At 53.7% G+C, this 24,392-nt stretch carries 23 protein-coding genes and 1 tRNA gene; 19 read left to right on the top strand and 5 right to left on the bottom strand.

The features are described 5' to 3' along the window. Positions 1-12: 12 nt before the first annotated feature. The gene (gene queA, locus AC3ISI_RS23665) at positions 13-1,062 is read right to left on the bottom strand and encodes a tRNA preQ1(34) S-adenosylmethionine ribosyltransferase-isomerase QueA (RefSeq protein ID WP_140668445.1); all 1,050 of its coding nucleotides are present in this window, start codon (positions 1,060-1,062) and stop codon (positions 13-15) included. Between the two features lie 105 nt (positions 1,063-1,167). On the opposite strand from queA, the gene AC3ISI_RS23670 reads away from it, so the two are divergent. From AC3ISI_RS23670 to AC3ISI_RS23685, 4 genes are all read left to right on the top strand, one after another. Beyond that, a tRNA-Leu gene (locus AC3ISI_RS23670) sits at positions 1,168-1,252 on the top strand. 164 nt (positions 1,253-1,416) lie between these two features. Then, complete coding sequence (locus tag AC3ISI_RS23675) at positions 1,417-1,746, top strand: hypothetical protein (protein WP_489334057.1); 330 nt, start codon at positions 1,417-1,419, stop codon at positions 1,744-1,746. Positions 1,747-3,062: 1,316 nt separating this feature from the next. Further along, positions 3,063-4,253, top strand: coding sequence for a dsDNA nuclease domain-containing protein (locus AC3ISI_RS23680; RefSeq protein WP_489334059.1), 1,191 nt, complete (start codon positions 3,063-3,065; stop codon positions 4,251-4,253). Continuing rightward, a complete protein-coding gene (locus tag AC3ISI_RS23685) occupies positions 4,250-4,729 on the top strand; it encodes a hypothetical protein (RefSeq protein WP_489334061.1) in 480 nt (159 codons plus the stop codon). The genes AC3ISI_RS23680 and AC3ISI_RS23685 overlap by 4 nt, the downstream gene beginning before the upstream one ends. 66 nt (positions 4,730-4,795) lie before the next feature. Here AC3ISI_RS23685 and tnpC read toward each other — a convergent pair whose 3' ends face one another. Both tnpC and tnpB read right to left on the bottom strand, forming a co-directional pair. Then, on the bottom strand, positions 4,796-6,349 hold the full coding sequence (gene tnpC / locus AC3ISI_RS23690) for an IS66 family transposase (protein ID WP_489332794.1): 1,554 nt from the start codon (positions 6,347-6,349) through the stop codon (positions 4,796-4,798). A 17-nt stretch (positions 6,350-6,366) separates the two neighbouring features. Beyond that, a complete protein-coding gene (tnpB, locus tag AC3ISI_RS23695) occupies positions 6,367-6,726 on the bottom strand; it encodes an IS66 family insertion sequence element accessory protein TnpB (RefSeq protein WP_489332793.1) in 360 nt (119 codons plus the stop codon). A 55-nt stretch (positions 6,727-6,781) separates the two neighbouring features. Between tnpB and AC3ISI_RS23700 the strand changes: the two genes are divergently transcribed. The 6 genes from AC3ISI_RS23700 to AC3ISI_RS23725 all read left to right on the top strand — a co-directional run bounded on the left by AC3ISI_RS23700 (position 6,782) and on the right by AC3ISI_RS23725 (position 13,308). Continuing rightward, on the top strand, positions 6,782-8,569 hold the full coding sequence (locus AC3ISI_RS23700) for an AAA family ATPase (protein WP_489334062.1): 1,788 nt from the start codon (positions 6,782-6,784) through the stop codon (positions 8,567-8,569). Positions 8,570-8,851: 282 nt separating this feature from the next. Further along, positions 8,852-9,574, top strand: coding sequence for a hypothetical protein (locus AC3ISI_RS23705; protein ID WP_489334063.1), 723 nt, complete (start codon positions 8,852-8,854; stop codon positions 9,572-9,574). A gap of 124 nt (positions 9,575-9,698) precedes the next feature. Further along, positions 9,699-10,850, top strand: coding sequence for a PIN domain-containing protein (locus AC3ISI_RS23710; protein WP_489334064.1), 1,152 nt, complete (start codon positions 9,699-9,701; stop codon positions 10,848-10,850). Positions 10,851-11,357: 507 nt separating this feature from the next. Beyond that, a complete protein-coding gene (locus AC3ISI_RS23715) occupies positions 11,358-11,666 on the top strand; it encodes a DUF3077 domain-containing protein (RefSeq protein WP_483842887.1) in 309 nt (102 codons plus the stop codon). A gap of 269 nt (positions 11,667-11,935) precedes the next feature. Continuing rightward, positions 11,936-13,057 (top strand): S-type pyocin domain-containing protein, encoded by a 1,122-nt coding sequence (locus tag AC3ISI_RS23720; RefSeq protein WP_489334065.1) that lies wholly within the window; start codon positions 11,936-11,938, stop codon positions 13,055-13,057. A gap of 20 nt (positions 13,058-13,077) precedes the next feature. Beyond that, positions 13,078-13,308: a DUF7683 domain-containing protein gene (locus tag AC3ISI_RS23725; RefSeq protein WP_150782434.1), complete on the top strand. Its 231-nt coding sequence runs from the start codon at positions 13,078-13,080 to the stop codon at positions 13,306-13,308. 404 nt (positions 13,309-13,712) lie between these two features. Here the strand turns inward: AC3ISI_RS23725 and AC3ISI_RS23730 are convergent, their stop codons facing one another. Further along, complete coding sequence (locus AC3ISI_RS23730) at positions 13,713-14,081, bottom strand: PH domain-containing protein (RefSeq protein ID WP_310336493.1); 369 nt, start codon at positions 14,079-14,081, stop codon at positions 13,713-13,715. A gap of 331 nt (positions 14,082-14,412) precedes the next feature. Here AC3ISI_RS23730 and AC3ISI_RS23735 point away from each other — a divergent pair, with 331 nt between their 5' ends. The 9 genes from AC3ISI_RS23735 (at position 14,413) to AC3ISI_RS23775 (ending at position 23,187) form a co-directional block, all read left to right on the top strand. Beyond that, complete coding sequence (locus AC3ISI_RS23735) at positions 14,413-14,889, top strand: formate dehydrogenase subunit gamma (protein WP_489334066.1); 477 nt, start codon at positions 14,413-14,415, stop codon at positions 14,887-14,889. Continuing rightward, positions 14,886-16,418, top strand: a complete 1,533-nt coding sequence (locus AC3ISI_RS23740; protein WP_489334067.1) for a formate dehydrogenase beta subunit — start codon at positions 14,886-14,888, stop codon at positions 16,416-16,418. Before AC3ISI_RS23735 ends, AC3ISI_RS23740 begins: the two co-directional genes overlap by 4 nt. After that, complete coding sequence (gene fdhF / locus AC3ISI_RS23745) at positions 16,415-19,303, top strand: formate dehydrogenase subunit alpha (protein ID WP_489334068.1); 2,889 nt, start codon at positions 16,415-16,417, stop codon at positions 19,301-19,303. The genes AC3ISI_RS23740 and fdhF overlap by 4 nt, the downstream gene beginning before the upstream one ends. Further along, entirely contained in the window at positions 19,300-19,521 is a 222-nt protein-coding gene (locus tag AC3ISI_RS23750) for a formate dehydrogenase subunit delta (RefSeq protein ID WP_489334069.1), read from the top strand. The genes fdhF and AC3ISI_RS23750 overlap by 4 nt, the downstream gene beginning before the upstream one ends. Positions 19,522-19,636: 115 nt before the next feature. Next, entirely contained in the window at positions 19,637-21,559 is a 1,923-nt protein-coding gene (locus AC3ISI_RS23755) for an alkaline phosphatase D family protein (protein ID WP_489334070.1), read from the top strand. Between the two features lie 14 nt (positions 21,560-21,573). After that, positions 21,574-22,071, top strand: a complete 498-nt coding sequence (locus AC3ISI_RS23760; protein ID WP_489334071.1) for a P-loop NTPase family protein — start codon at positions 21,574-21,576, stop codon at positions 22,069-22,071. A gap of 11 nt (positions 22,072-22,082) precedes the next feature. Further along, positions 22,083-22,499 carry a bleomycin resistance protein gene (locus AC3ISI_RS23765; protein WP_489334072.1) on the top strand — a complete coding sequence of 139 codons (417 nt, stop codon included), beginning with the start codon at positions 22,083-22,085 and terminating at the stop codon, positions 22,497-22,499. 182 nt (positions 22,500-22,681) lie between these two features. After that, complete coding sequence (locus AC3ISI_RS23770) at positions 22,682-22,936, top strand: type II toxin-antitoxin system prevent-host-death family antitoxin (protein ID WP_489334073.1); 255 nt, start codon at positions 22,682-22,684, stop codon at positions 22,934-22,936. Next, positions 22,933-23,187 (top strand): Txe/YoeB family addiction module toxin, encoded by a 255-nt coding sequence (locus AC3ISI_RS23775; protein ID WP_489334075.1) that lies wholly within the window; start codon positions 22,933-22,935, stop codon positions 23,185-23,187. Before AC3ISI_RS23770 ends, AC3ISI_RS23775 begins: the two co-directional genes overlap by 4 nt. A gap of 8 nt (positions 23,188-23,195) precedes the next feature. Here AC3ISI_RS23775 and AC3ISI_RS23780 read toward each other — a convergent pair whose 3' ends face one another. Then, positions 23,196-24,371 (bottom strand): aspartate aminotransferase family protein, encoded by a 1,176-nt coding sequence (locus AC3ISI_RS23780; RefSeq protein ID WP_489334076.1) that lies wholly within the window; start codon positions 24,369-24,371, stop codon positions 23,196-23,198. Between the last annotated feature and the right edge of the window lie 21 nt (positions 24,372-24,392).

Consider the following 24,392-nt stretch of genomic DNA (forward strand, 5'->3'; position numbering starts at 1 on the left):
GACTTTGGCGACTCATTCTTTGTCCTCAGGGCCACGTGGTGCGGGGTTACGGGTGATAAACATCGCATCACCGTAGCTGAAAAAGCGGTATCCATGCTCGACGGCGGCTTTATAAGCAGCCATGGCTTCGGGATAACCGGCGAACGCCGAAACCAGCATCAACAGCGTGGATTCAGGCAAATGGAAGTTGGTGACCAGGGCATCGACCACATGAAACGGTCGGCCCGGGTAGATAAAGATATCGGTGTCGCCACTGAACGGCTTCAGCACGCCATCGCGCGCGGCACTTTCCAGCGAACGCACGCTGGTGGTCCCCACGGCCACCACGCGACCACCGCGAGCGCGACAAGCCGCCACCGCATCCACCACGTCCTGGCCGACTTCCAGCCATTCGCTGTGCATGTGGTGGTCTTCGATCTTCTCGACGCGCACCGGCTGGAACGTACCGGCGCCGACGTGCAAGGTCACGAACGCCGTCTCGACGCCCTTGGCGGCAATCGCTTCCATCAGCGGCTGATCGAAATGCAGCCCCGCCGTCGGTGCCGCCACAGCGCCCAGACGCTCGGCGTAGACCGTCTGATAACGCTCACGGTCCGAGCCTTCATCCGGGCGGTCTATATAAGGCGGCAACGGCATATGCCCGACGCGGTCGAGCAGCGGCAACACCTCTTCGGCGAACCCCAGCTCAAACAACGCATCGTGACGCGCCAACATCTCGGCTTCGCCACCGCCATCGATCAGGATCTTCGACCCAGGCTTCGGCGACTTGCTGGAACGCACATGGGCCAGCACGCGATGACTGTCGAGCACCCGCTCGACCAGAATTTCCAGCTTGCCGCCGGAAGCCTTCTGGCCAAACAGCCGCGCCGGAATCACCCGGGTATTGTTGAACACCATCAAATCGCCCGGGCGCAAATGCTCGAGCAAATCGGTGAATTGACGGTGTGCCAGGGCGCCGCTGACCCCATCAAGGGTCAACAGGCGACTGTTGCGACGCTCGGCCAAAGGGTGGCGGGCGATCAGCGAATCTGGGAGCTCGAAGGTAAAGTCAGCAACGCGCATGATGGGGTTCGTCTAGCAGGGCCGGGAAGTCTAGCGGAAATATCAAAAATTCTCCATGTACCTGATTGACCAACGGTTATCTCATCTCTATACTCCGCGGCCATTGCCCTGATGGCGGAATTGGTAGACGCGGCGGATTCAAAATCCGTTTTCGAAAGGAGTGGGAGTTCGAGTCTCCCTCGGGGCACCAAAATTAAGAAAGGTCTTGCTTAGCAAGGCCTTTTTTTTCGTCTGTAGGAAAGTGAGCTTGCTCATGGCTGTCGTGAAGCTGCTGCCGAAGGCTAAGAGCTTTGAACGCTGCTTTTGAGGCACCACAACCCGAACCGCCGGGCTAACGAGTCAAGGATTCACACAATGGAATTGCCACTGGAAACCGTTGCCCTTTTCGCCCTCAAGCTGGCTTATGAGTCGGAGGGTGAAAGTCCGATTCTGCGGGATGATCCGATCATGAGTGATTATGAGCGGGAGGTGTTCGGCTTGCTCGTGCGCAGGGGCGATGTTGACTCGATCCAGTTTAGAGTGTCGCACTGTGTGGGTTTGGCGCTGGAGGCTATAGGTGGTGTTGATACGCCGCTAGGGCGTGAGCTGCATCGGTTGTCTGCTGATTTCAGCGATGTGCGGACGATGGAGCAGCTTGCAGAGCCGCTCATCGCGCTTAGGGATTACCTGAAAGATATTCAGTGAATAATGAGGCTGCCCGAAGAGGGGAGCATGTGATTCATGGACCGCACTAGCCGATTAGTCTTGGCGAAAATAAATTTGCCACTGTTCATGCAGCAGACGGATCTAAGAAAACTGCCGGATGAGAGTACGAAGATTCAACCAAACTCCAGAAACTGGAGAACGAAAAAACGCACCGAAGTTGAGCAGACTCTATCTGCGTGACAACAGGCAGCAGCCGGTTATGCATTGGCATTGAGTGACGGAGACAATACGGACGAACAACGAGCAGAGAAGCTTCTCAAGCACGTGTCGGGGGCGTTGACACTAGCTAAGCGAGGAGTGGCCACCATCGTGAATGCCTTAACGGCGGAAGTCGTAAAGCTCGACGAAACAATCGCGGCCACCAAACAGTAATTGACCGATCTGCTCCAAGATCAGCTACGAGCAGCTCGCTACCTCTGGGCCGACGCCTGGACAAAACGGCTCAGAACTTTACAGAAGCTGCAGCGCAGTTGTCCGCCGCAGACAAAGCGTTGGGCCGTTGCAGCTAGCTGCAGGATCTTTACCTGCCACTGCAGGCCCCCATGGGCCGAAGACACATTAGTCAAAGCGAAATTCGTGAAAGGCAGACGCTTTCTCCATCGAGTAACTGCTTTCTGCATAACCTGCCTGCATCACTGCCAAACGCAGTGATGCCCTCCCCTCTAACCGGAATAGCATTCGCGGAAAACCAAACGTGTTCCGCGCAACTGTGTTCCGGTTTTTCATACTTAGTGTTCCACTTCTAAAAGCCTTTTAGCACGTGGTCTCCAGCGAACCTGGAACACATGGAACACCTCAATTTTTCACACCAGCGTATTAGCATTCCCCTCGCCCCTTTTCACGGAGTGAACCCTCAGCGGAAACCAACGCCGCATATAGCTCTGGAGCATTCGAAGTGCCGTCTCAATCGGCTCACACGGGACACCCGACCCGGCAGAATTTTACGGATCCTCCTAGAGGGAGGCTCCCTACACGGGCCATCGAATTCGCAGTTTTTTCTTCGGCTAAGTTTTTCACAGAGATGTCCGTCTTTATTTACACTTCTGCACGAGATCGATGCTCGTCTCGACAAATATAGAAATCTCCACCCACTGGAGGCATACCCAGTACAAAAAAGCCGAAAAAAAGGGAATACTCGATTGATGCCATGCAATCTTGTCGAGAAGAAAGGGCAGAGCCGAATAAGATGTTCAAATAGGCTTGCGAGAGTGGCCCGCTTGGTCAATTCTAGCTGGCAGGGCAATCCGCCAGTACGCCCACCTGGATTCGATGCAATCATAATTTATGGACCAATCATGGATGTTGATGACGAATTTTATTCCGCCAAGCCAAGAGAACAAGTGGGCCGCGACACGTTTGCACGCTACGAAGCGCAAGTGCGAGCCGCCAGTTTAGCAGCGCTGGCTATATTAGAAGGTGGAGAAACCGACAGAATATATTGCGACTATCATGATGACTTTGTAATTAGAAAAATGAAATCAGGCAGGGCAAACTATTTATTCGTACAAGTTAAAACAAGAGGCAAAGCAAACAAAAATTGGACGATAAGTGAAATATTCGGATTAAAAAAATCAACTAAAACCAAGAAGGCCACGCAAGACCCTAAGACCGTGAAGGAAAGTTTTGGCGGAAAACTATTGCAGCATACAGTATTGTTTCCAGAAACCTGCGCCGAAATAGTTTTCATGACTAACTCACACCTAGATGACTTAGTAGAATCGATCGCTGAGTGCATAACCGCAAAAGACTCAACAAACGAATACGTCAAATTTCTGTCTGAAAAATTCAACGAGTGTTTTAACCAAGACAGTCCCACCAAGATTTGTGAGAGTGACGCCTTGGTAAAAATGGCAAAACTGAGATTTGAAACTGACGTTCAGTACATAAAAGAAAAAAACCATAACTTCGAAGCACTCGCGCGAAGCTCGATATATAATTTTAGTGAAATTGATCTCGACCATAACGAGTCCAAGCAAATCATAATAGGCTTGTTAGATCTAACATCAAAAAAATCCTCAGGAAAAATCGCTAATCTGAGCGAAGCAACTATTAACGAAAACGCCTCAATAGAAATAAACGATCTATTAGACCTTTTGAGTATTTCTAGAGAAGCCTACAAGGCATTATTACAAGGTGACGATCCAAGAGCCGTAAAGTCAGCATCTGTAATTCAAAGAGCGCTTTCTTCTGCCGGCGCTAGTAATGAAGAAATTGAATACGCATCAAGATGCAAGACTAGCTGGGATATATGGCTGAGAGAGAATCGTAACCGCCTGTCTGATTTCGATATAATTTCAATAACCTCCTATATAGATGAAGCATTCAATAGTATATTCAAAGCCGGAAAAAGTTTAAAGCTATCAGATGCAAACCCCAAAATACATCAGCTAGAAAGTCGTCTTACGGAGCAAGGAATAATCTTCGACCTCAATCCAAATCTGCTACTCGGAGGTTTCTTTTCCGCTTTAGTGAGGTGCAAATCATGAATTATGACCAATTTTTCGAAAGTGTTAGCAGACGAAACATAGAAATATCGTTCACGAACGAAGAAGTCCAGAAAAAATATCATCTTAACAACGAAGCCTTATTCCAACTCCCACTGATAGCAATAGTTGTATTATTATTATCGAAAGAAAAACGAAAACCTGCGATTACAGAGATTGGACAGTTAGTAGGAGAGTCGATCGAAAGTGCGATGGTCGGCTTCAAGGGATCTTCGCAACACATAGGCTGGTCTGCGATACTGCGAATTCGTACGGTAAAGGCAATTAGCTTTCTTGAGCGTTCTGGACTAGTTTCAATCCGAAAAAATGATAACCGGATGATAGCTACCGCTTTAGGACAGAAAGTTATAGAGCGAGCTCTTTCAAACGACGACGACCTTTCTTACAACCTATCTATGATAAGGCGTGCTTATAGAAACGTCTGTGTGAATCGGCAATTAGACATGGAGTTATTATGAGACTGTTACGACTAAGAGTTCGTATCCGATCCATGAACTACACCTACCGCCAGACTACCGCCTCGTTTACCGTGGCATCTCTGGCGAGCAGTTCCATGGCAATAGTGCTTCGTAGTCGGCCACCGACTGCGCATGCGGCAGTCGTTCCAGTACGTGGCGCAGCCACGTATAGGGCTCTTGGCCGTTGACCTTGGCGGTCTCGACCAGACTGTAGATCTGCGCGCTGGCAGTCGCGCCTTTGGGCGTGTCGCTGAACAGCCAAGCCTTGCGACCGATTACAAATGGTTTTATTGCACGCTCTGCCGGGTTGTTGTCGATGGGTAAAAACCCAGCCTCCACGTAGCGCTCCAGTCGGCTCCAGTTACTGGCAAGATAATTAACGGCCTTGCCCAAAACACTTTGCGGTGTCACCTGCGACTGCGTTTTATCCAGCCAGCTTTTCAACTGCGCCAGGATCGGCAGGCTCTTTTCCTGACGATTCATAAAGCGCTGTTCATCGCTGACGTCCTTGAGTTCACGCTCGATGCCATACAGCTTGTTGATCATCGTCAGCGCGATATCGGCACGTCCCGTCTTGCCCTTGGGCTGCACTTTTTGCGCGTCCACGAACTTGCGTCGCGCATGGGCCATGCACGCCAACCGCTCGACACCGGGCTGCAACGCCAATGCGTTGTAACCCGCGTAGTCGTCGGTCATCACGTAGCCGCGATAACTTTCCAGCAGGCGCAACGGTACTTCCTGCGCACGGCTGGAGGTGTAGTCGAACAGCACGACTTTTCGATCTGGCGGCCCACTGGCTTGCACCCACATCCAGGATTGACTGGTCGGGTCTCGACCTGGCTCTTTGAGTACCTGGACGCGGGTTTCATCGCAGTGGATGACCGGACTTTCCAGCAATCGATCACGCATCAGATTCAGCAACGGTTGCAAGTGCTCGCCGCATTGGATGATCCAGCGCGCCAAGGTTTGACGCGGGATATCGATACCGTGTCGGCTCAGCACCGTTTCAAAACGATGCAGCGGTAATCCGTCGACATACTTGGTGGTTAGCAGCATCGCCAAGACGCTCGGACTGGCCATGCTCTTTTCGATCAACTGGGCGGGTTTGTCAGCAGTGACCGGAGCGGTTTCACAACCACGGCAACCGTAGACTTTACGGATGTGTTTGATCACCCGAATCTGCATCGGCACGATATCCAGCTGCTCACTGGTTTCTTCGCTGATCACATGCTTGCGGCAACCGCAGGCACAGGTCAGTTCGTGCTCAGGCAATTCGTGGATGACTTCGATACGCGGCAGATCAGCAGATAGTGGCTTGCGTTTACCACGGCGTGGAGCTGGAGCAACGACTTCTTCATCGGCATCCTCGACGGCGGGCATCGGTTCACTTTCGGGCTCATTGAACAGCGCCAGTTGCGGCGTGTTGGATTCGACCGTTTGTTCGGACTTACAGCCAAATATACGGTCACGCAGCAACTTGATCTGCTCTTTCAGATCAACGATATGGGTCTGGTAAGCCTCTTTGACTTCCTGATCACGTGCACGCGCTTCGTACGTCTCAAGCAGCATCTGTTTGAGACGCACGGGGTCATCAGGAAGGTTGTCAGGCATGGAAATCATGCCGCGGATTATAACCTTTAGGCGACAAATCTTGGAGTCAAAACCTGATGGGGGCGGTTACGCCACAGATCAAAACCGTCGAGTAACCAGTTCAACTCCTGGACGCTTAACACGATGGCCTCGTCGGTGGCATCGGGCGATGTTTTGAAACGTTCCGACTCCAGGCGCTTGAGCCAAAGGCAGAAGCCGTTGCGCTCCCAGTACAACACTTTGACGCGGTTGCGGTGGCGATTTAGAAAGACGAAAAGCACGGGGTCGAACACCGCAACTTTGATGTCCAGTTCGACCAACGCAGCCAAGCCGTCGATGGACTTTCGAAAATCTACAGGCTTCGGGTAGAGGTACACTTTTTCGACGCTGGCATTTGGACGCATCATGGTGATGGGCTCCTGATGGAAATCGGGAGCACAGCATCAGCCGTCAACTATCAGCTTGGAATGTGGAGTTCATGGAGCGGATACAAGAGTTCTGCCTCGTGGAGGCACTGGCTGGGCCTCAGAAAACTTAGAATTTGGAGCTGATGTTACACAACTTTTTGGACCAAACGGTTGCGGAAAATCGCCCATCATAAAATCAATAGTGTTCTGCCTCGGCTATCCAAGCAGTTTTCGAGACGATATCTATGAGCATTGCCTTAGAGCCGAACTGGATATACTCATCAACGATAGAGTATTTACAGCGCGCCGTGCCTTTACGAAAAATGTAGATATAGAAATATCCACTCCTGGATCCCCACCACAAAGCTTCTATAACGAACTTGATTACACCAGATACTTATTCAATGCACTAAACTTAGATATACAAGCACTGGTATCTGTTGACGAAAAGAAGGCAGCAAATCCATACTTCTCCTCTTTACTCCCAATATTCTATCTTGACCAAGAAGATGGATATCGAAAATTCTATAGTCCCGCACATGCGTTTCTTAAAGATCAATCCTCAGAAGTTCTACGTATATTGCTAGGACTACCCCCCAAGAATGCTTTCGACAAAAAAAAGAAGCTTATTGACGCAAGACGCGAATTAGAAGTTTATGACAGGCAAGTTTACTCTTTAAAAAAAGAATACGAAGCCGCTCATAAAATTCACGGCGCAGGAAATAAAGAAACAATTGATCAAGAATTGAAAGCTTTGTACCAGCGGCTCGAAGAATTGCAGTCTAGCTCAGCAAACAAAAACTCCTCTACAGAGGCATTAGACGAAATTATTGGAATGAACAACGACTCGATTAGAACACTAGATCGGGAGTTGACTGATATCGCAAAAAGAGATCGCAGTTTTCAACAAATCCATGCTGAAATAGAAACTGAAGTAAACACACTCAGCCTTAATGAGGAGGCGAAAAGAGTATTCACTTCATTTGAAGAAATTTGCAGCTCAGCGGGCTGCCAATTATTTTCTTTCAGCTCAGAGTCTTATGGAAAAAATCTCTTATACCTAAAAGACCAACTCAAAGATTTAGAACGAAACGTCAACATTGGAAAATTACGTTCCGAACAACTTTTGAAGCGGAGGATAGAGCTCAAGGCTCAGGTTTCTACTTTGATTGAAAAAAGGAATGCTTTATCAGGTACATCAGAAATAAGAGCATTGGTCGAAGCGGTAGCACAAACCAGCTCAAAAATTTTTAGCCTAGAGCATGAGAAGCAGTCGTTAGTAAATTTAGAAGCACTATCTATAAAATACTTAGAAGCTTTAAGCCATCAGGAAAAAGCGATTTCAAACAAAGAGGAATTGGAGATCGGCGGACAAACCAACCCTTCAATTATCAAATTCCGGACTACTCTAAACATAAATATGTTGAAATGGATGTCCATTCTCGACACAAATAATGTTTCAAGTGATATTACATTTCAAAACGATTTCACTCCAATTTTTGGTGGGGAAAGAATTTCTCAACTGGGCGGCAGCACGCGCATACGGGTAATTCTTGCTTATCATGCGGCCCTTTTAGAAAGTTTTCATATGATGAACAAGCAAAAAATATCTTTCATCATTTTTGATACTCCCAAACAACAGGATATGCATGGAGTCGATTTAGGACGATTCATAGATGCATTGAAAGTGTTTGCTAGCGCGACGGGTATTCAAATAATAATTTCCGGCACTGAATACCATTACAGCGGAGATAGTCGAGATATTGATTGGGAACCTAAATTCCAAGGAAAAAAACAGAAAATGTTTCTTCACGAGATTAGAGTTTCCAAACTCGGCAGCTAGCTAATAGGCGAATATCACACGCGAGAATTATTGGTAAACAAACTTTCCTGAATGGTTGCCGAACTGCAACCACAAAGGGGTGAATCGAGACTTACCTTAATAAAGGATGAATCATGGCTCGTATCGTAACTCAGAGAGCAGGTATAGTTTTTAACCGTTAAAAGAATATCCCTCCCATTTTCTTTCCATTTGGTTGTTAGAAAAAATGGGAACGGATTTATTTATTTTCGGGGGCGTCCAATTACCCCACTTTCCCCAATAACAATTAAGGACAAATTTTCGATGCTGAGTGTTGGAGTTTTTCTTTTCGCCATTTTTATATATGGATCGCTTGCGTACATCGTCAAACGTAGAATTTACAACTATCTGAAAATTGAACGACGCCAATCTTTCGACTGGGAACCTGGACGTGAATGGGCCCTCATTTTAAGCCCCGATTTTTGGTGGGCTATTCGTTTTAAATCACGCATAAAAGCCTTATGCGCGGAGCATTCGAAAGAAAAGCTTAAGAGATTCGTCACGCTCAGTAACACCTACAATTTTTGGTTTAGCCTAACATTTGGAGCAGCAACACTAATTTTTGCAAGTCACTTTCCCACTTTATATACCACACACCTCTTGGTATCGCTCGCGGTCATACGCTTTGTATCTCGTAGTCTTGAAATCACCTACGCCTTTGTCACAGATGCATTTCAAGACTCAGAGTCGACTACTGGCCTCACCAGCAAAGAACGCATCATTTTAGCAATGAAGAGCTATGTAGAGATATATCTCTACGCTGCACCTGCCTACCTTATTTTTACGAAGTGCAACGATGCATGGACAGCGATAAGCCTTTCGATGAACGTTGGCACATTAACAAACGTAGGCCAAGCATTTGGGATAGCTGGTATGGGTTTCGAAATCAACATGGTTTTTATCCAAGTTTTTACAACATTGAGCCTAGTAATTTTAAGTCTAGCATCATACCTATCCAGATCGGACGGAATCAAACAGCACCGTTAATATATAAAAAACTCTAAGGGGAAATAGGTAATATGGGTCAGTTTAAATTTAAATAAGTAAAAATTGTTTAAAAAGTACAGACCACATCTTTAAACCAAAACACACAACCTTGTCACAGGCCAATATGAAAATCTCACTTGATACCAACATACTTCATCAAGAAGGCTTTAATTCACAAAGCATGCAAGTGCTATCTCGCCTAGCAAAATCGGGCATAGTACAAGTGTACATTGCCGATTTGGTAGCGCGTGAACATGACTCGAAACGAGTTCATGAAATAACATCAAAAACACAAAGCATCCAACAAAACATTAAAGACATAAAAAAACAATACCTAAAATCAGGGATACCTATAACCAAACTTGAAGAAATTGAGAAAAACCTATCTGACTTTGAAAAAACTGTAGAAACCGATATCCTGAATTCAACAAACATTTGGAATAAAAACCTATGCACATCCAAACTCAACCTATCATCTGACCTAACCTCAAAACTTTGGGATGATTATTTCCTAGGATGTGGCGCCTTTAGAAAACCCAAAAACAGAGAAGATATACCTGATGCAGTTATCGGCTTATGCATAACTGAAGCCTTCAAAAATGAGAAAGTAACAATCATCTGCAAAGATAGTCAACTCAAAGGACACCTACAGAATGTTAAAGACTTTGTTCTACATGATGACCTAGCTGCATTTATTGCATCCTCAGAGGTACAAAGCATCCTATCTAAACTAGATTCGCTTGATGCGAACATTGAAAACCTCAAAGCAGTTATGGATAGCGATAATTTTCATCAAGCGATAATGCAATACATAAGCGCACAGGGTTCCGATCTAGAATACGCATACTGGGATGACGGAGACATTGAAAACTCTGAATTACTAGCAATTCCCTCACACTGGGGGCTTCGTATAGAAGGCTTGGACCCTAGCACGATAACTAACATTTCATATGGATCTATAACTTGTATCGGCCCCAAGCACTACATTTTACCTATCGAGTTTAGTTCTACTGCAACCCTAAGCTTCGCGGGATCGTATCTCGACTGGGTGCATCTTCCGATTATTCAAAAATCCAAGATTGAATATGATTCCATGGATGGCGATGGAGTTTGTGACTTTTATACATCAAAAAACTCCAGGGTAGTTGGCCAGGTAGTAATTCATTTCTTAGAAGAACTCACGCCAGACTCCCTACTGGCTCACTCGAGCTACATCGGTCACGACAATTGCAAACTTGATATAGAGTATGTATCCGGTACTGTCAGTTTAATTTAGATTAAAAAAACCCAGCGATACACCACGCTGATTATAACTACAGAAACCAGGTTATAAATCCATCATCCACTTCACAAACAATATAACTTCTAATTGTTTCAGGCAGAATAACTTGTTTCTAAGGTTGCACAGACAGAGCCTGCGCGCTACCCTCCCACCGTCGCTGCCAATTCAGCGACCGGGTGTGGAAACCCGTGTAATTCAAGGCGCAACAGCGCCCCAGACACGTCATCAGGCGTTTTTTTTATGCCTGCAGCGAGAGTTATGGCGGCTGTGCGTGGGACGCCTTCGGGCGTGCCGGTTTCCTTGATTCCCGGTTTTCCACCCTGCGCACAGCTGTCACCCATTCGTGTGGAAACGGATATGGCAGCTCCATATATCAAGGAGTCTGATAATGCGCAGCATCAATCCGTACAAAACTTGGCTTTTCCCTCAACGCGACTCTCAGTTGCGTAACGCCCCACTGTCCACCCTCTCCCACCGCCTCTCAGTCATCGGAGGTGGCCAATGACCGATCAATCCGAGCTGAAAACCATCGGCCTAACACCTGCAATTTACTGCGCAGATCAACCACTCTTCCACGTCACTCGCGGCGTCCCTCTCGGCGATGCATTAGCCATGGCTTCTGACTTTCTGTTTCTCGCCAAGAAGCTGAACGAAGATGCGGCCTACGCCACAGACACCGACCGCCATGCCTGGGCTGCGCATTATTTGACGGCGATGAGTAAGGCGGTGGTTGATGATGCGGTGAAGGTGCTTGGGCGGGGTCGCAGTTCTGCGGCGACACCTGAGCGGACGGCGACGACTGAAGAGTAGCGGCTGAAAAATAGGGAGCGGACTGCTTGTGATGACGGCAGTCGGTTCAGCATTGACTGAGCTGGCGCTTTCGCGAGCAGGCTCGCTCCCGCAGAAGGACCGTGTGATGGCGTCCATGATTATTGGCTTACAACTTGATACGTACGAAGCACGCAGCGGATCTTGCGTACTTCGCAGAGTCTGAAACTTCAGGTTACCGAGTCAAATTGACTGGGAAGCGAGCTGACCGACAATCTCCTGTCTCGAGACGAAGTCACACAGGGATTGTCATGACCATGGACACACGGAAAAAACATCCTTTCGACGACATTTGGAGCCGGAAACGTCCGAACGGTGGCGCCTCGTGGGCCGGCTGGAATCCGCCCCCCAAGCCAGAGCCGGAATATATCCCCAAAGATGAATGGCCAATTCCCAAGGAGCGTACAGACCTAGTTTTTGCCAAGTGCTGCACACCTGAACACTGGGGGAGCACTCACGCCGGTAGCGACACCATGCCCGCCTCGGACTTTGGCAAGGTCATGCTGGCCGGGTCGATGCTTGTCCCGTCGGCGGCACAGGCTGCCGCACTCGCTCTAGGCTTCAACGCGGTACTGGGGCGCATGGCGGGTGGCGGTATTATGCAAAGGGGATTCACTTGGGCATTGCGCGGAAGCCCTGCCGGCGTGTTTGTGCTGGGCATGCTTCCGACCAAAATGGGCGACGGCACGCTCTATACCGACGATCAGCTACGCACCATGACCCGCGCTCCGACCCGCGTGCGCTTTCAGTTTCGCCGCAATGTTGAGGGCGCGTTGCAGGTTTACGGCATCCATACCAGCACGTCAGGTGATGACACCGTACGCGCGGTGCAGGCGAAGTGGAACGCCACTAAAACCGCGATAGAAGCCGAGCTAAACGGCGCCACTATCCTGTGGACACCTAGAGGACGATCAGGCATTCCGCCAATGGTCCACCCTGACGCCAGCAACAGCCAAGGCACAATCCTCGTACACCCGATCCCGGAAGGAACAGATTCCCAGATCGAGGGCTATCCGACAAAGGACGGCATAGAGGCCGATGACTGCATTCTGGTCTTTCCGGCAGATTCCGGCCTGAGTTCGTTGTACTTGGTGTTTTCGCGACCTATCGGCGGCGACCACAGCTATCACCCCGCCCCCAAAGGATTGACGGCCTTTCCAGATGCCGTACTCAGTCCATCAAAGAGCTCTGTCAAAGGTGGTGGACATAAGCGAAAACGCTGGAAAGACCGCAAGGGACGAATTTATGAATGGGATTACGAGAATGGCAGGGTTGAGCTCTACGACAAACAAGGCAAGCATTTGGGAGAGTTCAACCCTGACACGGGCGAACGAGCAAAGGACGCCGAGCCAGGCCGCACTACGCCAAAGTAACTTTGATAGGAGTCAGAAAAATGCTGCATGAGATTCTTGCATTCGACAAGGGAACTGAGGAGCTGGCGTTCAGCATTGAAATCCCTGCCGACCAGTTCGATCAATTGGCAGAGCTTATGGCGTGGAGTGAGCCGGATGACGCCATTTATGAATACGACTTAACGCCAGATCAGATAAGGCGCCTTGAAAGCATGACTGGAAAAGCCTTCAGCAGTCCGGATTACATCTTTCAACTGTCCTGTAGTGCCTGATTGGGCATTCAGCGGCAGTGGTGGTTACCTTGAGTTTTTCGCGAACAGGCTCGTTCCCTGCAGAGGGTGGTTGGAACAGCGTTGGAAGAGTTGGCATAGGCAACATCCATGTTCCAGAAACAAGAAGGCCCGAACGTAATGCCGGACTGAGCCAGCACCAGAGGATCGGGCGCGATTGGGACTGATGCTGTCGAAGCCTGATCACCATGTCAACGTCGACGCCACATAAAAACTGGTTTGTGCCGATACCTAAGCGGGTGGAGGCGAAGGCTGGGAGGTAGGCGCTAGCTTTAAGCATTGATGTTGGCTGGGCTGGCGCTATCGCGAGCAGGCTCGCTCCCACAATTGGATGTGTATTTAGTCAGTTGGAGCCCCGAGTTTTTCGGGGCTTTTTCGTGTTGGGGTCAGAGGACGTGTTGGGAGATCAGTTTTGAGATTTCCACCATCGATGTCTTGCCGGTGAATTCGAACTTCACTTTCCCCAGCGACGAAAAGTAGATCTCCAGCTCCGAGTCCAGGTCGAAGGTGCCGGACGTTTCCACCGAGTACGCCACGATGTTTTTGTACGGCAACGAGGTGAAGTCTTTTTTGCTGCCGGTGATGCCCTGCACGTTGACGGCGATGATGCGTTTGTTGGTGAACACCACGCCGTCGCGCATGGATTTGTAGGCGTCGATGACCTGTTCCCCTTCCAGCAGCAGCGCGCTGACGCGTTCGGCGTATTCTTCATTTTGCTTGAGTTTGAAGAAGCCTTTGTTGTTGAAATCAATCATCTGCTATTCCCTGTTTTTTGAATGTATGTCCCGAGTACGAGTTGCGTACGACGCCTTGGGCTGGGCCTCGTCTAGACTTAACGGGTAGTCGTGGAAAGAACCAAACACGTCGCTTTGGTGCAGGCGAATCAATACCAGCGTGGCAAGCTGCCTTAATGCCCTTTAAGAGCTGCGGCAAAGACCGCGCCGGGCACAACAAGATGCCCGCTCAGGGTGCCCTGGCCAACGGCCTGACAATGCCACGATACCGTGACGTGGTGTGAATGCCGCAGCCGACACTTTCGGACGACCGACGACCGCCAGGTTTGTCCGTGACCGTGAGGAATGCTGTATGCCTGATGAGATGTTGCACCTGCCAATGGTCAACAGCCTGCTGGAGCGCCATAAGGGCACCCCCGGCGCACTGTTGCCCATCCTTCATGAGATTCAGGCCGGCATCGGTTACATCCCCGATGCCGCCATCCCCGAGATTGCCCACGCCCTCAATCAGAGTCAGGCCGAGATTCGCGGCGTGATCAGCTTCTACCATGACTTCCGCACTGCGCCGCCGGCGCGGCATATCCTGCGGCTGTGTCGGGCGGAGTCCTGCAAGAGTCGTGGCGCCGAGCAGCTTGCTGCGCAGTTGCGCGAACGCCTGCAATTGGATGACCACGGCAGCAGCGCCGACGGCAGCATCAGTTTGCGCCCGGTGTATTGCCTCGGCGCGTGCGCTTGTTCGCCGGCGCTTGAGCTGGATGGTCAGGTGCATGCGCGGCTCAGTGCCGAGCGTCTGGATGCTCTGCTCGACGCTTGCCGGGAGGACGTATGAACCTCTATCTGTCCTGTGATTCCCTGGCCCGTGCCGTGGGTGCCGATGCGGTGGCGTCCGCCCTTGCCAGCCAGGACCTGCAACGCACCAGCTCGCGCGGCCTGTATTGGCTGGAACCGTTGCTGGAAGCGGACACCCCGCAAGGCCGTATCGGCTTCGGCCCGCTGACCGCTGCCGATGTGCCGTCGGTGCTCGATGCGCTGCAAGGCGACCCGTCCTCGCACCCACTGGCCTTGGGCCTGGTGGAAGAATTGTCGTATCTGAAGTCTCAACAACGCTTGCTGTTCGCCCGCGCCGGCATCACCCGGCCGCTGTCGCTGGACGATTACCGGGCCCATGGCGGTTTCGAGGGTTTAAACAGGGCCGTCGCCATTGGCGGCGAGCAGACCGCTACCGAGGTGTTCGATTCAGGCTTGCGTGGCCGTGGCGGCGCAGCTTTCCCGGCCGGGATCAAATGGCGCACGGTGCGCGCCACTCAAGCGGCGCAGAAATACATTGTGTGCAACGCCGACGAAGGCGACTCCGGCACCTTCGCCGATCGCATGTTGATGGAAGGCGACCCCTTCCTGCTGATCGAAGGCATGGCCATTGCCGGCATCACCGTCGGCGCCAGCTACGGCTACATCTACGTGCGCTCGGAATATCCACAGGCCGTCGCCACGTTAAACGAGGCGCTGGAGATTGCCCGGTCGAACGGTTACCTCGGCGCCAATGTCGGCGGCAGCGGTCAGGCCTTCGATATGGAAGTGCGTGTCGGGGCCGGCGCTTACATCTGCGGTGAAGAAACCGCGCTGCTGGACTCGCTCGAAGGCAAGCGCGGGATCGTGCGCGCCAAGCCACCAATTCCTGCCTTGAAGGGGCTTTTCGGCCTGCCGACGCTGGTGCACAACGTGCTGACCCTGGCTTCGGTGCCGTTGATTCTGGCCAAGGGTGCGCAGTTTTATCGCGACTACGGCATGGGCCGCTCCCTGGGCACAATGCCTTTCCAGTTGGCGGGCAATATTCGTCATGGCGGTCTGGTGGAACGGGCCTTCGGCCTGACCCTACGGGAACTGGTGGAGGACTACGGCGGCGGCACCGCCAGTGGCCGGCCGCTGAAAGCCGCCCAGGTTGGTGGCCCGCTCGGCGCCTGGGTGCCGCCGTCGCAATTCGACACGCCGCTGGATTACGAAGCCTTCGCCGGCATCGGCGCGATGCTCGGTCACGGCGGTGTGGTGGTGGCTGATGACACGCTGGACATGGCCCACATGGCGCGCTTCGCCATGCAGTTCTGCGCCGAAGAATCCTGTGGCAAATGCACGCCATGCCGTATCGGCTCGACCCGGGGCGTGGAGGTGATCGACCGCTTGCTGGCCGCACCGGACCAGAACGGTCGTGATGCGCAGGTGATCATCCTCAAGGACCTGTGCGACACCCTGCAATACGGTTCGCTGTGCGCCTTGGGCGGCATGGTTTCCTTTCCGGTCGCCAGCGCCCTCAAGCACTTCCCCGCCGACTTCGGTCTGCAATCTTCGGAGGCCGACCAATGATCACTCTCTTCGACCCGAACACCGATATCGACTTAGGCACCCCGGCCCGCAACAGTCAGGTGCAAGTCACCTTGAACATCGACGGCCGCAGCATCAGCGTGCCCGAAGGCACTTCGGTGATGCGCGCCGCCGCGCTGATGGGCACCACGATTCCGAAACTGTGCGCCACCGACAGCCTCGAAGCCTTCGGCTCTTGCCGTATGTGCCTGGTGGAAATCGACGGCATGCGCGGCTACCCCGCGTCCTGCACCACGCCGGTCAGCGAAGGCATGAGCGTGCATACCCAGACGCCGAAACTCGCGACACTGCGGCGCAACGTCATGGAGTTGTACATCTCCGATCACCCGCTGGACTGTCTTACATGCTCGGCCAACGGCAACTGCGAGCTGCAAACCGTCGCCGGTCAGGTCGGTCTGCGGGAAGTGCGTTACGGCTACGAAGGCGACAACCATCTGGCCGATGTGAAGGACACGTCCAACCCCTACTTCGACTACGACCCGAGCAAGTGCATCGTCTGCAACCGCTGCGTGCGCGCCTGCGAAGAAACCCAGGGCACCTTTGCCCTGACCATTACAGGGCGCGGCTTCGAATCCCGAGTGTCCGCTGCCGGTGGCGATAACTTCCTCGACTCGGAATGTGTGTCCTGCGGCGCCTGTGTGCAGGCCTGCCCGACCGCGACCCTGATGGAAAAAAGCGTGGTCGAACTGGGTCAGCCTGAACGCAGTGTGATCACCACCTGTGCCTATTGCGGCGTGGGCTGCTCGTTCCGCGCCGAGATGAAAGGTGACCAGCTGGTGCGCATGGTTCCGGACAAGAACGGTCAGGCCAACCACGGCCACTCCTGCGTCAAAGGGCGCTTTGCCTGGGGCTACGCGACACACCCGGATCGCATCACCAAACCGATGATCCGCAAACATATCAACGACCCTTGGCAGGAAGTCAGCTGGGATGAGGCGGTGACCTACGCCGCCAGCGAATTCCGCCGCTTGCAGCAAAAATATGGCCGCGACTCTATTGGTGGCATCACCTCCAGCCGCTGCACCAACGAAGAAACCTACCTGGTGCAAAAACTGGTGCGCGCCGCGTTTGGCAACAATAACGTCGACACCTGTGCGCGGGTCTGCCACTCGCCGACCGGCTATGGCCTGAAACAAACCCTGGGCGAGTCCGCCGGCACCCAGAGTTTCGACTCGGTGATGCAGGCCGACGTAATCCTGGTGATGGGCGCCAACCCCAGCGATGCCCACCCGGTGTTCGCCTCCCAGCTCAAACGCCGCCTGCGTGAAGGCGCGCGGCTGATTGTCATCGACCCACGACGCATTGATCTGGTGGACTCGGTGCATGCCCGTGCTGAATTTCATTTGGCCCTGCGCCCCGGCACCAACGTCGCCATGCTTAACGCCCTGGCCCACGTCATCGTCACCGAAGGGCTGCTCGATCAAGCCTTTATCGACGCCCGTTGCGAGGGCAGCGATTTCGCTCGTTGGAGCGAGTTCGTCAGCCGCGCGGAAAACTCGCCAGAAGTGCTTGGCACCATCTGCGGCGTAGACCCTGCCGACATTCGTGCCGCCGCCCGCCTGTATGCCACCGGCGGCAATGCGGCGATCTACTACGGCCTCGGCGTCACCGAACACAGTCAGGGCAGCACCGCAGTCATGGGCATCGCCAACCTGGCCATGGCCACTGGCAACATTGGCCGCGAAGGCGTGGGCGTGAACCCGCTGCGTGGGCAAAATAACGTTCAGGGCTCCTGCGACATGGGCTCTTTCCCCCACGAGCTGCCCGGTTACCGGCACATCTCCAACGAGGTGGTGCGAGCGCAATTCGAACAGGCGTGGAACGTCACCCTGCAACCCGATCCGGGCCTGCGTATTCCGAACATGTTCGAATCTGCACTGGCCGGTAGTTTCAAGGGCTTGTATTGCCAAGGCGAGGACATCGCTCAAAGCGACCCGAATACCCAGCACGTCACCGCGGCCCTGTCGGCCATGGAATGCGTGGTGGTGCAGGACATTTTCCTCAACGAAACGGCCAAGTTCGCCCATGTGTTCCTGCCGGGCGCTTCGTTCCTGGAGAAGGACGGCACTTTCACCAACGCCGAGCGCCGCATTTCGCGGGTACGCAAGGTCATGGATCCGCTGGGCGGCAAGGCTGACTGGGAAGGCACCGTGGCCTTGGCCAACGCGCTGGGCTACCCGATGAATTACCAGCACCCGTCTGAAATCATGGATGAAATCGCCAGCCTGACGCCGACCTTCACCAACGTCAGCTACACCGAACTGGATCGCCACGGCAGCCTGCAATGGCCATGCAACGCCGAGGCACCGGACGGCACGCCGACCATGCACATCGAGGAGTTCGTGCGCGGCAAGGGGCGTTTCATGCTCACCGGCTACGTGCCCACCGAGGAAAAGGTCAACAATCGCTATCCCCTGCTGCTGACCACCGGGCGCATCCTCAGCCAGTACAACGTCGGCGCCCAGACCCGACGTACCGAAAACGTCGCCTGGCACGATGAAGACCGCCTGGAAATCCATCCGACCGACGCCGAGAGCCGTGGTATCAACGAGGGTGACTGGGTCGGCATCGGCAGCCGCGCCGGGCAGACCGTCCTGCGCGCACGGGTCACCGAACGGGTCGCCCCTGGCGTGGTGTACACCACCTTCCACTTCCCTGAATCGGGGGCCAACGTCATCACCACCGACAACTCCGACTGGGCCACCAACTGTCCGGAGTACAAGGTCACCGCCGTGGAAGTCAGCCGCGTCTACCACCCTTCGGAGTGGCAAAAACGCTATCAGGCATTCAGTGACGAACAACACCGTCTGCTCGACGAACGCCGTCAGGCGCGCACCGCCGGAACCACCGCCGAGGTGCGCCGATGAGCACTGAAAACCTGATCAAAATGGCCAACCAGATCGCCCAGTACTTCGCCAGCGAACCGGACCAACAACAGGCCGTGCTCGGCGTGCGTAATCACCTGAAAATGTACTGGACGCCCGGCATGCGCAAGGAGTTGCTGGCCTGGCAGACGGAGCATCAGGGGGCCGACTTGCACCCACTGGCGCAGGCAGCCGTTAGTGGGGCGGGCTGGGAGGCGTAGGGTCACAGGAACCCTTGGGCGTGGAGTCGTGAGGAATCGCGGCTCCCACTTAACAGGAAAAGGCGACCACTTGAGCTATCATCGCCGACCTGTGTGCCAAGAGCCTTGAACCCGGATGTCCGTATCTCTGCCATTGCCTGACGATTGCAACTCACTGCCGCCGGTGCTGGTCGGCCCGCTGTTGCGGCGGCTGGAACCTGCACGACTGGTCATATGGCTCGTCGGATCCCGGGCGCTGTCGCTGACGTTGCGCCTGCAAAACTGCGACGACATCCGACTGGATGCCGGACAGTGCACCGTCATCCCGATCGGCACGCACGCGTTTATCCACTTGATCGATGTGCCGCTGGCGGCTGCCCTGCCCTGCGACACCGTGATTGAATACGACCTGTTGATCGACGACGCGATGACGGGCATCGCCGAGTGGGCCCCGCATTTGCTCTACGGTGAAACGCGCTGCCCGAACTTTGTCCTGCGCTCGCGCATTGATCAATTACTGCATGGCTCTTGCCGTAAACCACATCACCCGGCCACCGATGGGTTGCTCTGTGTCGACCGCGTGTTGGCCGAGGAACAGGACGCCTCGCAGCGGCCAGCGTTGTTGATGATGAGCGGTGATCAGATTTACGCCGACGATGTCGCGGGCCCGATGTTGCGGGCGATCCATGCCTTGATCGAACGGCTGGGTCTGTTTGAAGAACACCTGGAAGGCGCCGTGGTCAGCGACAGCGCCAAACTCTACGAACACCCGGCCAGTTACTACCACCGCGCGGATTTGTTACCGGCGCTCAAGAGCAACGAAACCCTGCGTGATCGATTTTTCGGCGGCGCGAGCAAGCCGATTTTCACCAGCAGCAATGCCGATAATCACCTGATGACCCTTGCCGAGGTGATGGCCATGTACCTGCTGGTCTGGTCGCCGACGCCCTGGACACTGATCAATCCGCAACCGCCGGCGCTGACGCTCGCCAGACACAAACTGTATGCCGTTGAACAAACTCATATCGATGACTTCATCTCAGGCCTGGGCGGTGCCGCGCGGGCAATGGCGCATCTGCCCTGCCTGATGATCTTCGACGACCACGACATTACTGACGACTGGAATCTGTCGGCACAGTGGGAGGAAACGGCCTACGGCCATCCATTCTCCAAGCGCATCATCGGCAACGCCTTGATCGCCTACATGCTGTGCCAGGGCTGGGGCAACAACCCGGATGCGTTTGGCGACGTATTGGAAAAAACCCGCTTGCTCAGCGCCACCGGAGGCGACCGTTACCTCGACAGTCCGGTGCAGGATGATTTGATTGATGCGCTGTTGAGCTTTCAACAGTGGCATTACGTGCTGCCCACCACGCCCGCACTGGTGGTGATCGATACCCGCACCCGCCGCTGGCGCAGCGAGATGAACCTCAAGCAACCGTCGGGACTGCTGGACTGGGAAGCCCTAAGCGAACTGCAACAGGAACTGCTCGATCATCCGTCGGCGATCATCGTTTCCCCCGCACCGATCTTCGGCGTCAAACTGATCGAAACCGTGCAGAAAGTCTTCAGCTGGTTCGGTTATCCACTGCTGGTGGACGCCGAAAACTGGATGGCGCATCGCGGCGCAGCCCAAGTGATCCTGAACATTTTCCGACACTCGCGCACACCGGGTAACTACGTGGTGCTGTCCGGTGATGTGCATTATTCCTTCGTCTACGAAGTGTTTATCCGACACCGCAAAGGCGGCCCGAGAATCTGGCAGATCACCAGCAGCGGCATCAAAAACGAATTCCCGCCCAGGCTGCTCGAATGGTTCGACCGCCTCAATCGCTGGCTCTATTCACCGCGTTCGCCGCTGAACTGGCTGACCAAACGCCGACGCATGCGCATCGTCCCGCACATCCCCGAACATGCCGAGGCCGGCGAGCGGCTATGGAACTCGGCGGGCATCGGCCAGGTATTCTTCAATGAGAAAGGACAACCCCAGGACATTTATCAGCACAACTCAAACGGCTCGCCCAAGACCCGAATGGTTGCGCCTGAACATGACGACTGAAACGGCGAATGACCATGAACCTCACCCGCACGCTGATCATCGGCAACTCTGGTTCAGGCAAAAGCTGGCTGGCTAAACGATTGGCAGCACAACTCAAGGTGCCATGGATCGATCTCGACAAGATTCACTGGATCTCGGACGAACACAGCATCGCCCGCCCATATGCCGCAGTACTGGACATAGCGCGGGTTGCGGCCGATGAAGAACAGTGGGTGATCGAAGGCGTTTATGGCTGGATCGTCAGTGAACTTATCCACAGGGCAACGGCGCTGATCTGGTTGTGTGTTGATGACGACAGCTGTGTTGCCAATATCCGTCAGCGAGAACAAAGACCGGACAATGACGAGTGGCTGATGGCGTTGCTGGAATGGGCCGCCAGTTATCGGATGCGCGAGGACGCCAGTGGATTTGCCGCACACCGGCAATTGTTCGAAGCGTTCAACGGCTCAAAAATCAAACTCATGGATCGAAGTGAAATCAGCGCTTTCGCCGATTCCTCTCACATTGTTTAACAAGGATATGTATGTTTGCACGGAGCAAGTTGGTCCCCGAACTGATCGTCACCGACATCAAGAACAGCCTTCATTTCTGGACCACATTAATCGGTTTCAAGATTGCCTACGAACGCCCGGAAGCGGGTTTCACCTACCTCGACAAAAACGGCGTGCAGATCATGCTGGAGCAATACGCTCCGGGTGACGGACAGTGGGTGACTGGCGCATTGGAAGCACCGTTTGGCCGAGGCATTAACTTTCAGATCACTGTCGATCTCGTCGATCCGATACTTGAGCGATTGTCGGAAGTTGAATGGCCGCTGTTTCGACCGTGCGCCGATGCCTGGTATCGCGCTGATGCGGTGGAAGTCGGGCAACGAGAATTTCTGGTACAGGATCCGGATGGATATCTGGTTCGGTTCGTGGAAAGTTTAGGTGAGCGATAGTAGGCAGGGATGACACGTAATTCGGACAGGGCCTACATCGCTCACCGAAACGTCTTGAAGTAGCTTCGGCGATACTGAGTGCAAGCGCAGAGACCGCGTCTATGCAACGACCACTCAGAGGTATTACCTTGCCATCCTGTACTCATTTCTGTACGTTCTTTGCATCAAGCGAGGACTACGCCATGCAAACCATTAACTACACCACCGCGCGGGCACATCTGGCGGAAACCATGGATAGGGTCAACGAAGACCGTGCTCCATTATTGGTGACCCGCCAAAAAGGCGAACCCGTTGTGATGATGTCTCTCGCGGAGTACAACGCACTCGAAGAGACCGCCTATCTGCTGCGTTCACCTGCCAACGCCGAGCGCCTGATCAAATCAATCGGCAGCCTGCGAGCAGGGAAAACCAAAGCCAGGAAACTCTTCGAAGAATGAATATCGAGTTCACCCCTGAAGGTTGGGACGACTATCTTTGGTTCCAACAAAACGACAAGGCCGGGCTCAAACGAATCAACCTGGTGATTGAGGCGATCCAACGTGAACCCTTTGACGGACTCGGAAAACCTGAACCGCTCAAACACAATTTGAGCGGTTTTTGGTCACGCCGAATTACTGCTGAGCATCGATTGGTCTACGCGGTCGAAGAAGGTGCGATATGCGTCGTGATGTGCAGGTATCACTACTGAGCCTCCCTTCAGGTCGCTCTCACTATTCGACCAACCCCTCTGACAATCATCTCCACTTCCCCCTCATCAATCGTCAGCGGTGGCAGCAGGCGAATAGTCTTGCCCCGTGTCACGTTGATCAACAGACCGTGATCCCGCGCGGCGATCAGGGTCAGGTCGCGGATCGGTTGCTTGAGTTCGATGCCGATCATCAAGCCTTGGCCACGGATTGCCAGGACGTTCGGATTGTCCGCCAGTTCACTACGTAATCTGGCTAACAGACGTTCGCCCTGAAGCCTGGCGTTCTCCAGCAAGCCCTGTTCTTCAATGATATCCAGCACGGTGCAACCGACACGGCAGGCCAATGGATTACCGCCGAACGTGCTGCCATGACTGCCCGGTGTGAACAGATCGGCGGCTTTGCCTCGGGCCAGACTAGCGCCGATGGGGATGCCGTTGCCCAGACCTTTGGCCAGGGTCATGACGTCCGGGACAATGCCCTCGTGCTGAAAAGCGAACCATTGGCCGGTACGGCCGATGCCGGTCTGGATTTCGTCGAGCATCATCAACCACGAACGCTTGTTGCACAGTTCGCGCACCGCTTTGAGATAGCCGGGAGGCGCCAGCTGGACGCCGCTTTCGCCCTGGATCGGTTCCATCAGGATCGCCACGATTCGTTGGCCGTAGGCGTGCTGCACGGTATCCAGTGCACTGAGGTCACCGAACGGTACTTTGACAAAATCCCCCGGTAGTTCATTGAACCCCAGGCGCACGGCCGGACCATCGCTGGCAGATAACGTGCCCAGCGTCCGCCCATGAAAAGCGTTCTCCATGACCACCACCAGCGGTTGCTCGACGCCTTTATGCCAACCATAAAGCCGTGCGAGTTTCAGCGCGGTTTCATTGGCTTCGGCACCGGAGTTGTTGAAGAACGCCCGTTCCATACCCGCCAATTGCGTCAGCTTCTGCGCCAACCGCTGTTGCCAATCGATGTTGTAGAGGTTGGACGTGTGCAACAGCAAACCGGCCTGTTCGCTGATCGCCGAGACGATTCGAGGGTGGGAGTGGCCGACGTTGGTCACCGCCACGCCCGCCACCGCGTCCAGGTATTCACGACCCGCCTCGTCCCAAAGGCGCGTACCCAACCCTTTGCTGAAACTCAGGGCCAACGGTTGGTAAGTGCTCATCAGGCAGGCGGCGGTCATGGCATAAAGCTCCATCAATGG

Source organism: Pseudomonas sp. GL_139_B (assembly GCF_057834475.1).

Bases quoted from the DNA above. Each gene is read 5' to 3' on its own strand.
- tnpC (WP_489332794.1), bottom strand. From the start codon at position 6,349: ATGATTTCCATGCCTGACAACCTTCCTGATGACCCCGTGCGTCTCAAA.
- AC3ISI_RS23775 (WP_489334075.1), top strand. From the start codon at position 22,933: ATGAATATCGAGTTCACCCCTGAAGGTTGGGACGACTATCTTTGGTTC.
- AC3ISI_RS23710 (WP_489334064.1), top strand. From the start codon at position 9,699: ATGAAAATCTCACTTGATACCAACATACTTCATCAAGAAGGCTTTAAT.
- AC3ISI_RS23755 (WP_489334070.1), top strand. From the start codon at position 19,637: ATGTCCGTATCTCTGCCATTGCCTGACGATTGCAACTCACTGCCGCCG.
- fdhF (WP_489334068.1), top strand. From the start codon at position 16,415: ATGATCACTCTCTTCGACCCGAACACCGATATCGACTTAGGCACCCCG.
- AC3ISI_RS23750 (WP_489334069.1), top strand. From the start codon at position 19,300: ATGAGCACTGAAAACCTGATCAAAATGGCCAACCAGATCGCCCAGTAC.
- AC3ISI_RS23685 (WP_489334061.1), top strand. From the start codon at position 4,250: ATGAATTATGACCAATTTTTCGAAAGTGTTAGCAGACGAAACATAGAA.
- AC3ISI_RS23765 (WP_489334072.1), top strand. From the start codon at position 22,083: ATGTTTGCACGGAGCAAGTTGGTCCCCGAACTGATCGTCACCGACATC.
- AC3ISI_RS23715 (WP_483842887.1), top strand. From the start codon at position 11,358: ATGACCGATCAATCCGAGCTGAAAACCATCGGCCTAACACCTGCAATT.
- AC3ISI_RS23760 (WP_489334071.1), top strand. From the start codon at position 21,574: ATGAACCTCACCCGCACGCTGATCATCGGCAACTCTGGTTCAGGCAAA.
- tnpB (WP_489332793.1), bottom strand. From the start codon at position 6,726: ATGATGCGTCCAAATGCCAGCGTCGAAAAAGTGTACCTCTACCCGAAG.
- AC3ISI_RS23705 (WP_489334063.1), top strand. From the start codon at position 8,852: ATGCTGAGTGTTGGAGTTTTTCTTTTCGCCATTTTTATATATGGATCG.
- AC3ISI_RS23730 (WP_310336493.1), bottom strand. From the start codon at position 14,081: ATGATTGATTTCAACAACAAAGGCTTCTTCAAACTCAAGCAAAATGAA.
- AC3ISI_RS23680 (WP_489334059.1), top strand. From the start codon at position 3,063: ATGGATGTTGATGACGAATTTTATTCCGCCAAGCCAAGAGAACAAGTG.
- AC3ISI_RS23675 (WP_489334057.1), top strand. From the start codon at position 1,417: ATGGAATTGCCACTGGAAACCGTTGCCCTTTTCGCCCTCAAGCTGGCT.
- AC3ISI_RS23725 (WP_150782434.1), top strand. From the start codon at position 13,078: ATGCTGCATGAGATTCTTGCATTCGACAAGGGAACTGAGGAGCTGGCG.
- AC3ISI_RS23770 (WP_489334073.1), top strand. From the start codon at position 22,682: ATGCAAACCATTAACTACACCACCGCGCGGGCACATCTGGCGGAAACC.
- AC3ISI_RS23735 (WP_489334066.1), top strand. From the start codon at position 14,413: ATGCCTGATGAGATGTTGCACCTGCCAATGGTCAACAGCCTGCTGGAG.
- AC3ISI_RS23780 (WP_489334076.1), bottom strand. From the start codon at position 24,371: ATGACCGCCGCCTGCCTGATGAGCACTTACCAACCGTTGGCCCTGAGT.
- AC3ISI_RS23740 (WP_489334067.1), top strand. From the start codon at position 14,886: ATGAACCTCTATCTGTCCTGTGATTCCCTGGCCCGTGCCGTGGGTGCC.
- queA (WP_140668445.1), bottom strand. From the start codon at position 1,062: ATGCGCGTTGCTGACTTTACCTTCGAGCTCCCAGATTCGCTGATCGCC.
- AC3ISI_RS23720 (WP_489334065.1), top strand. From the start codon at position 11,936: ATGACCATGGACACACGGAAAAAACATCCTTTCGACGACATTTGGAGC.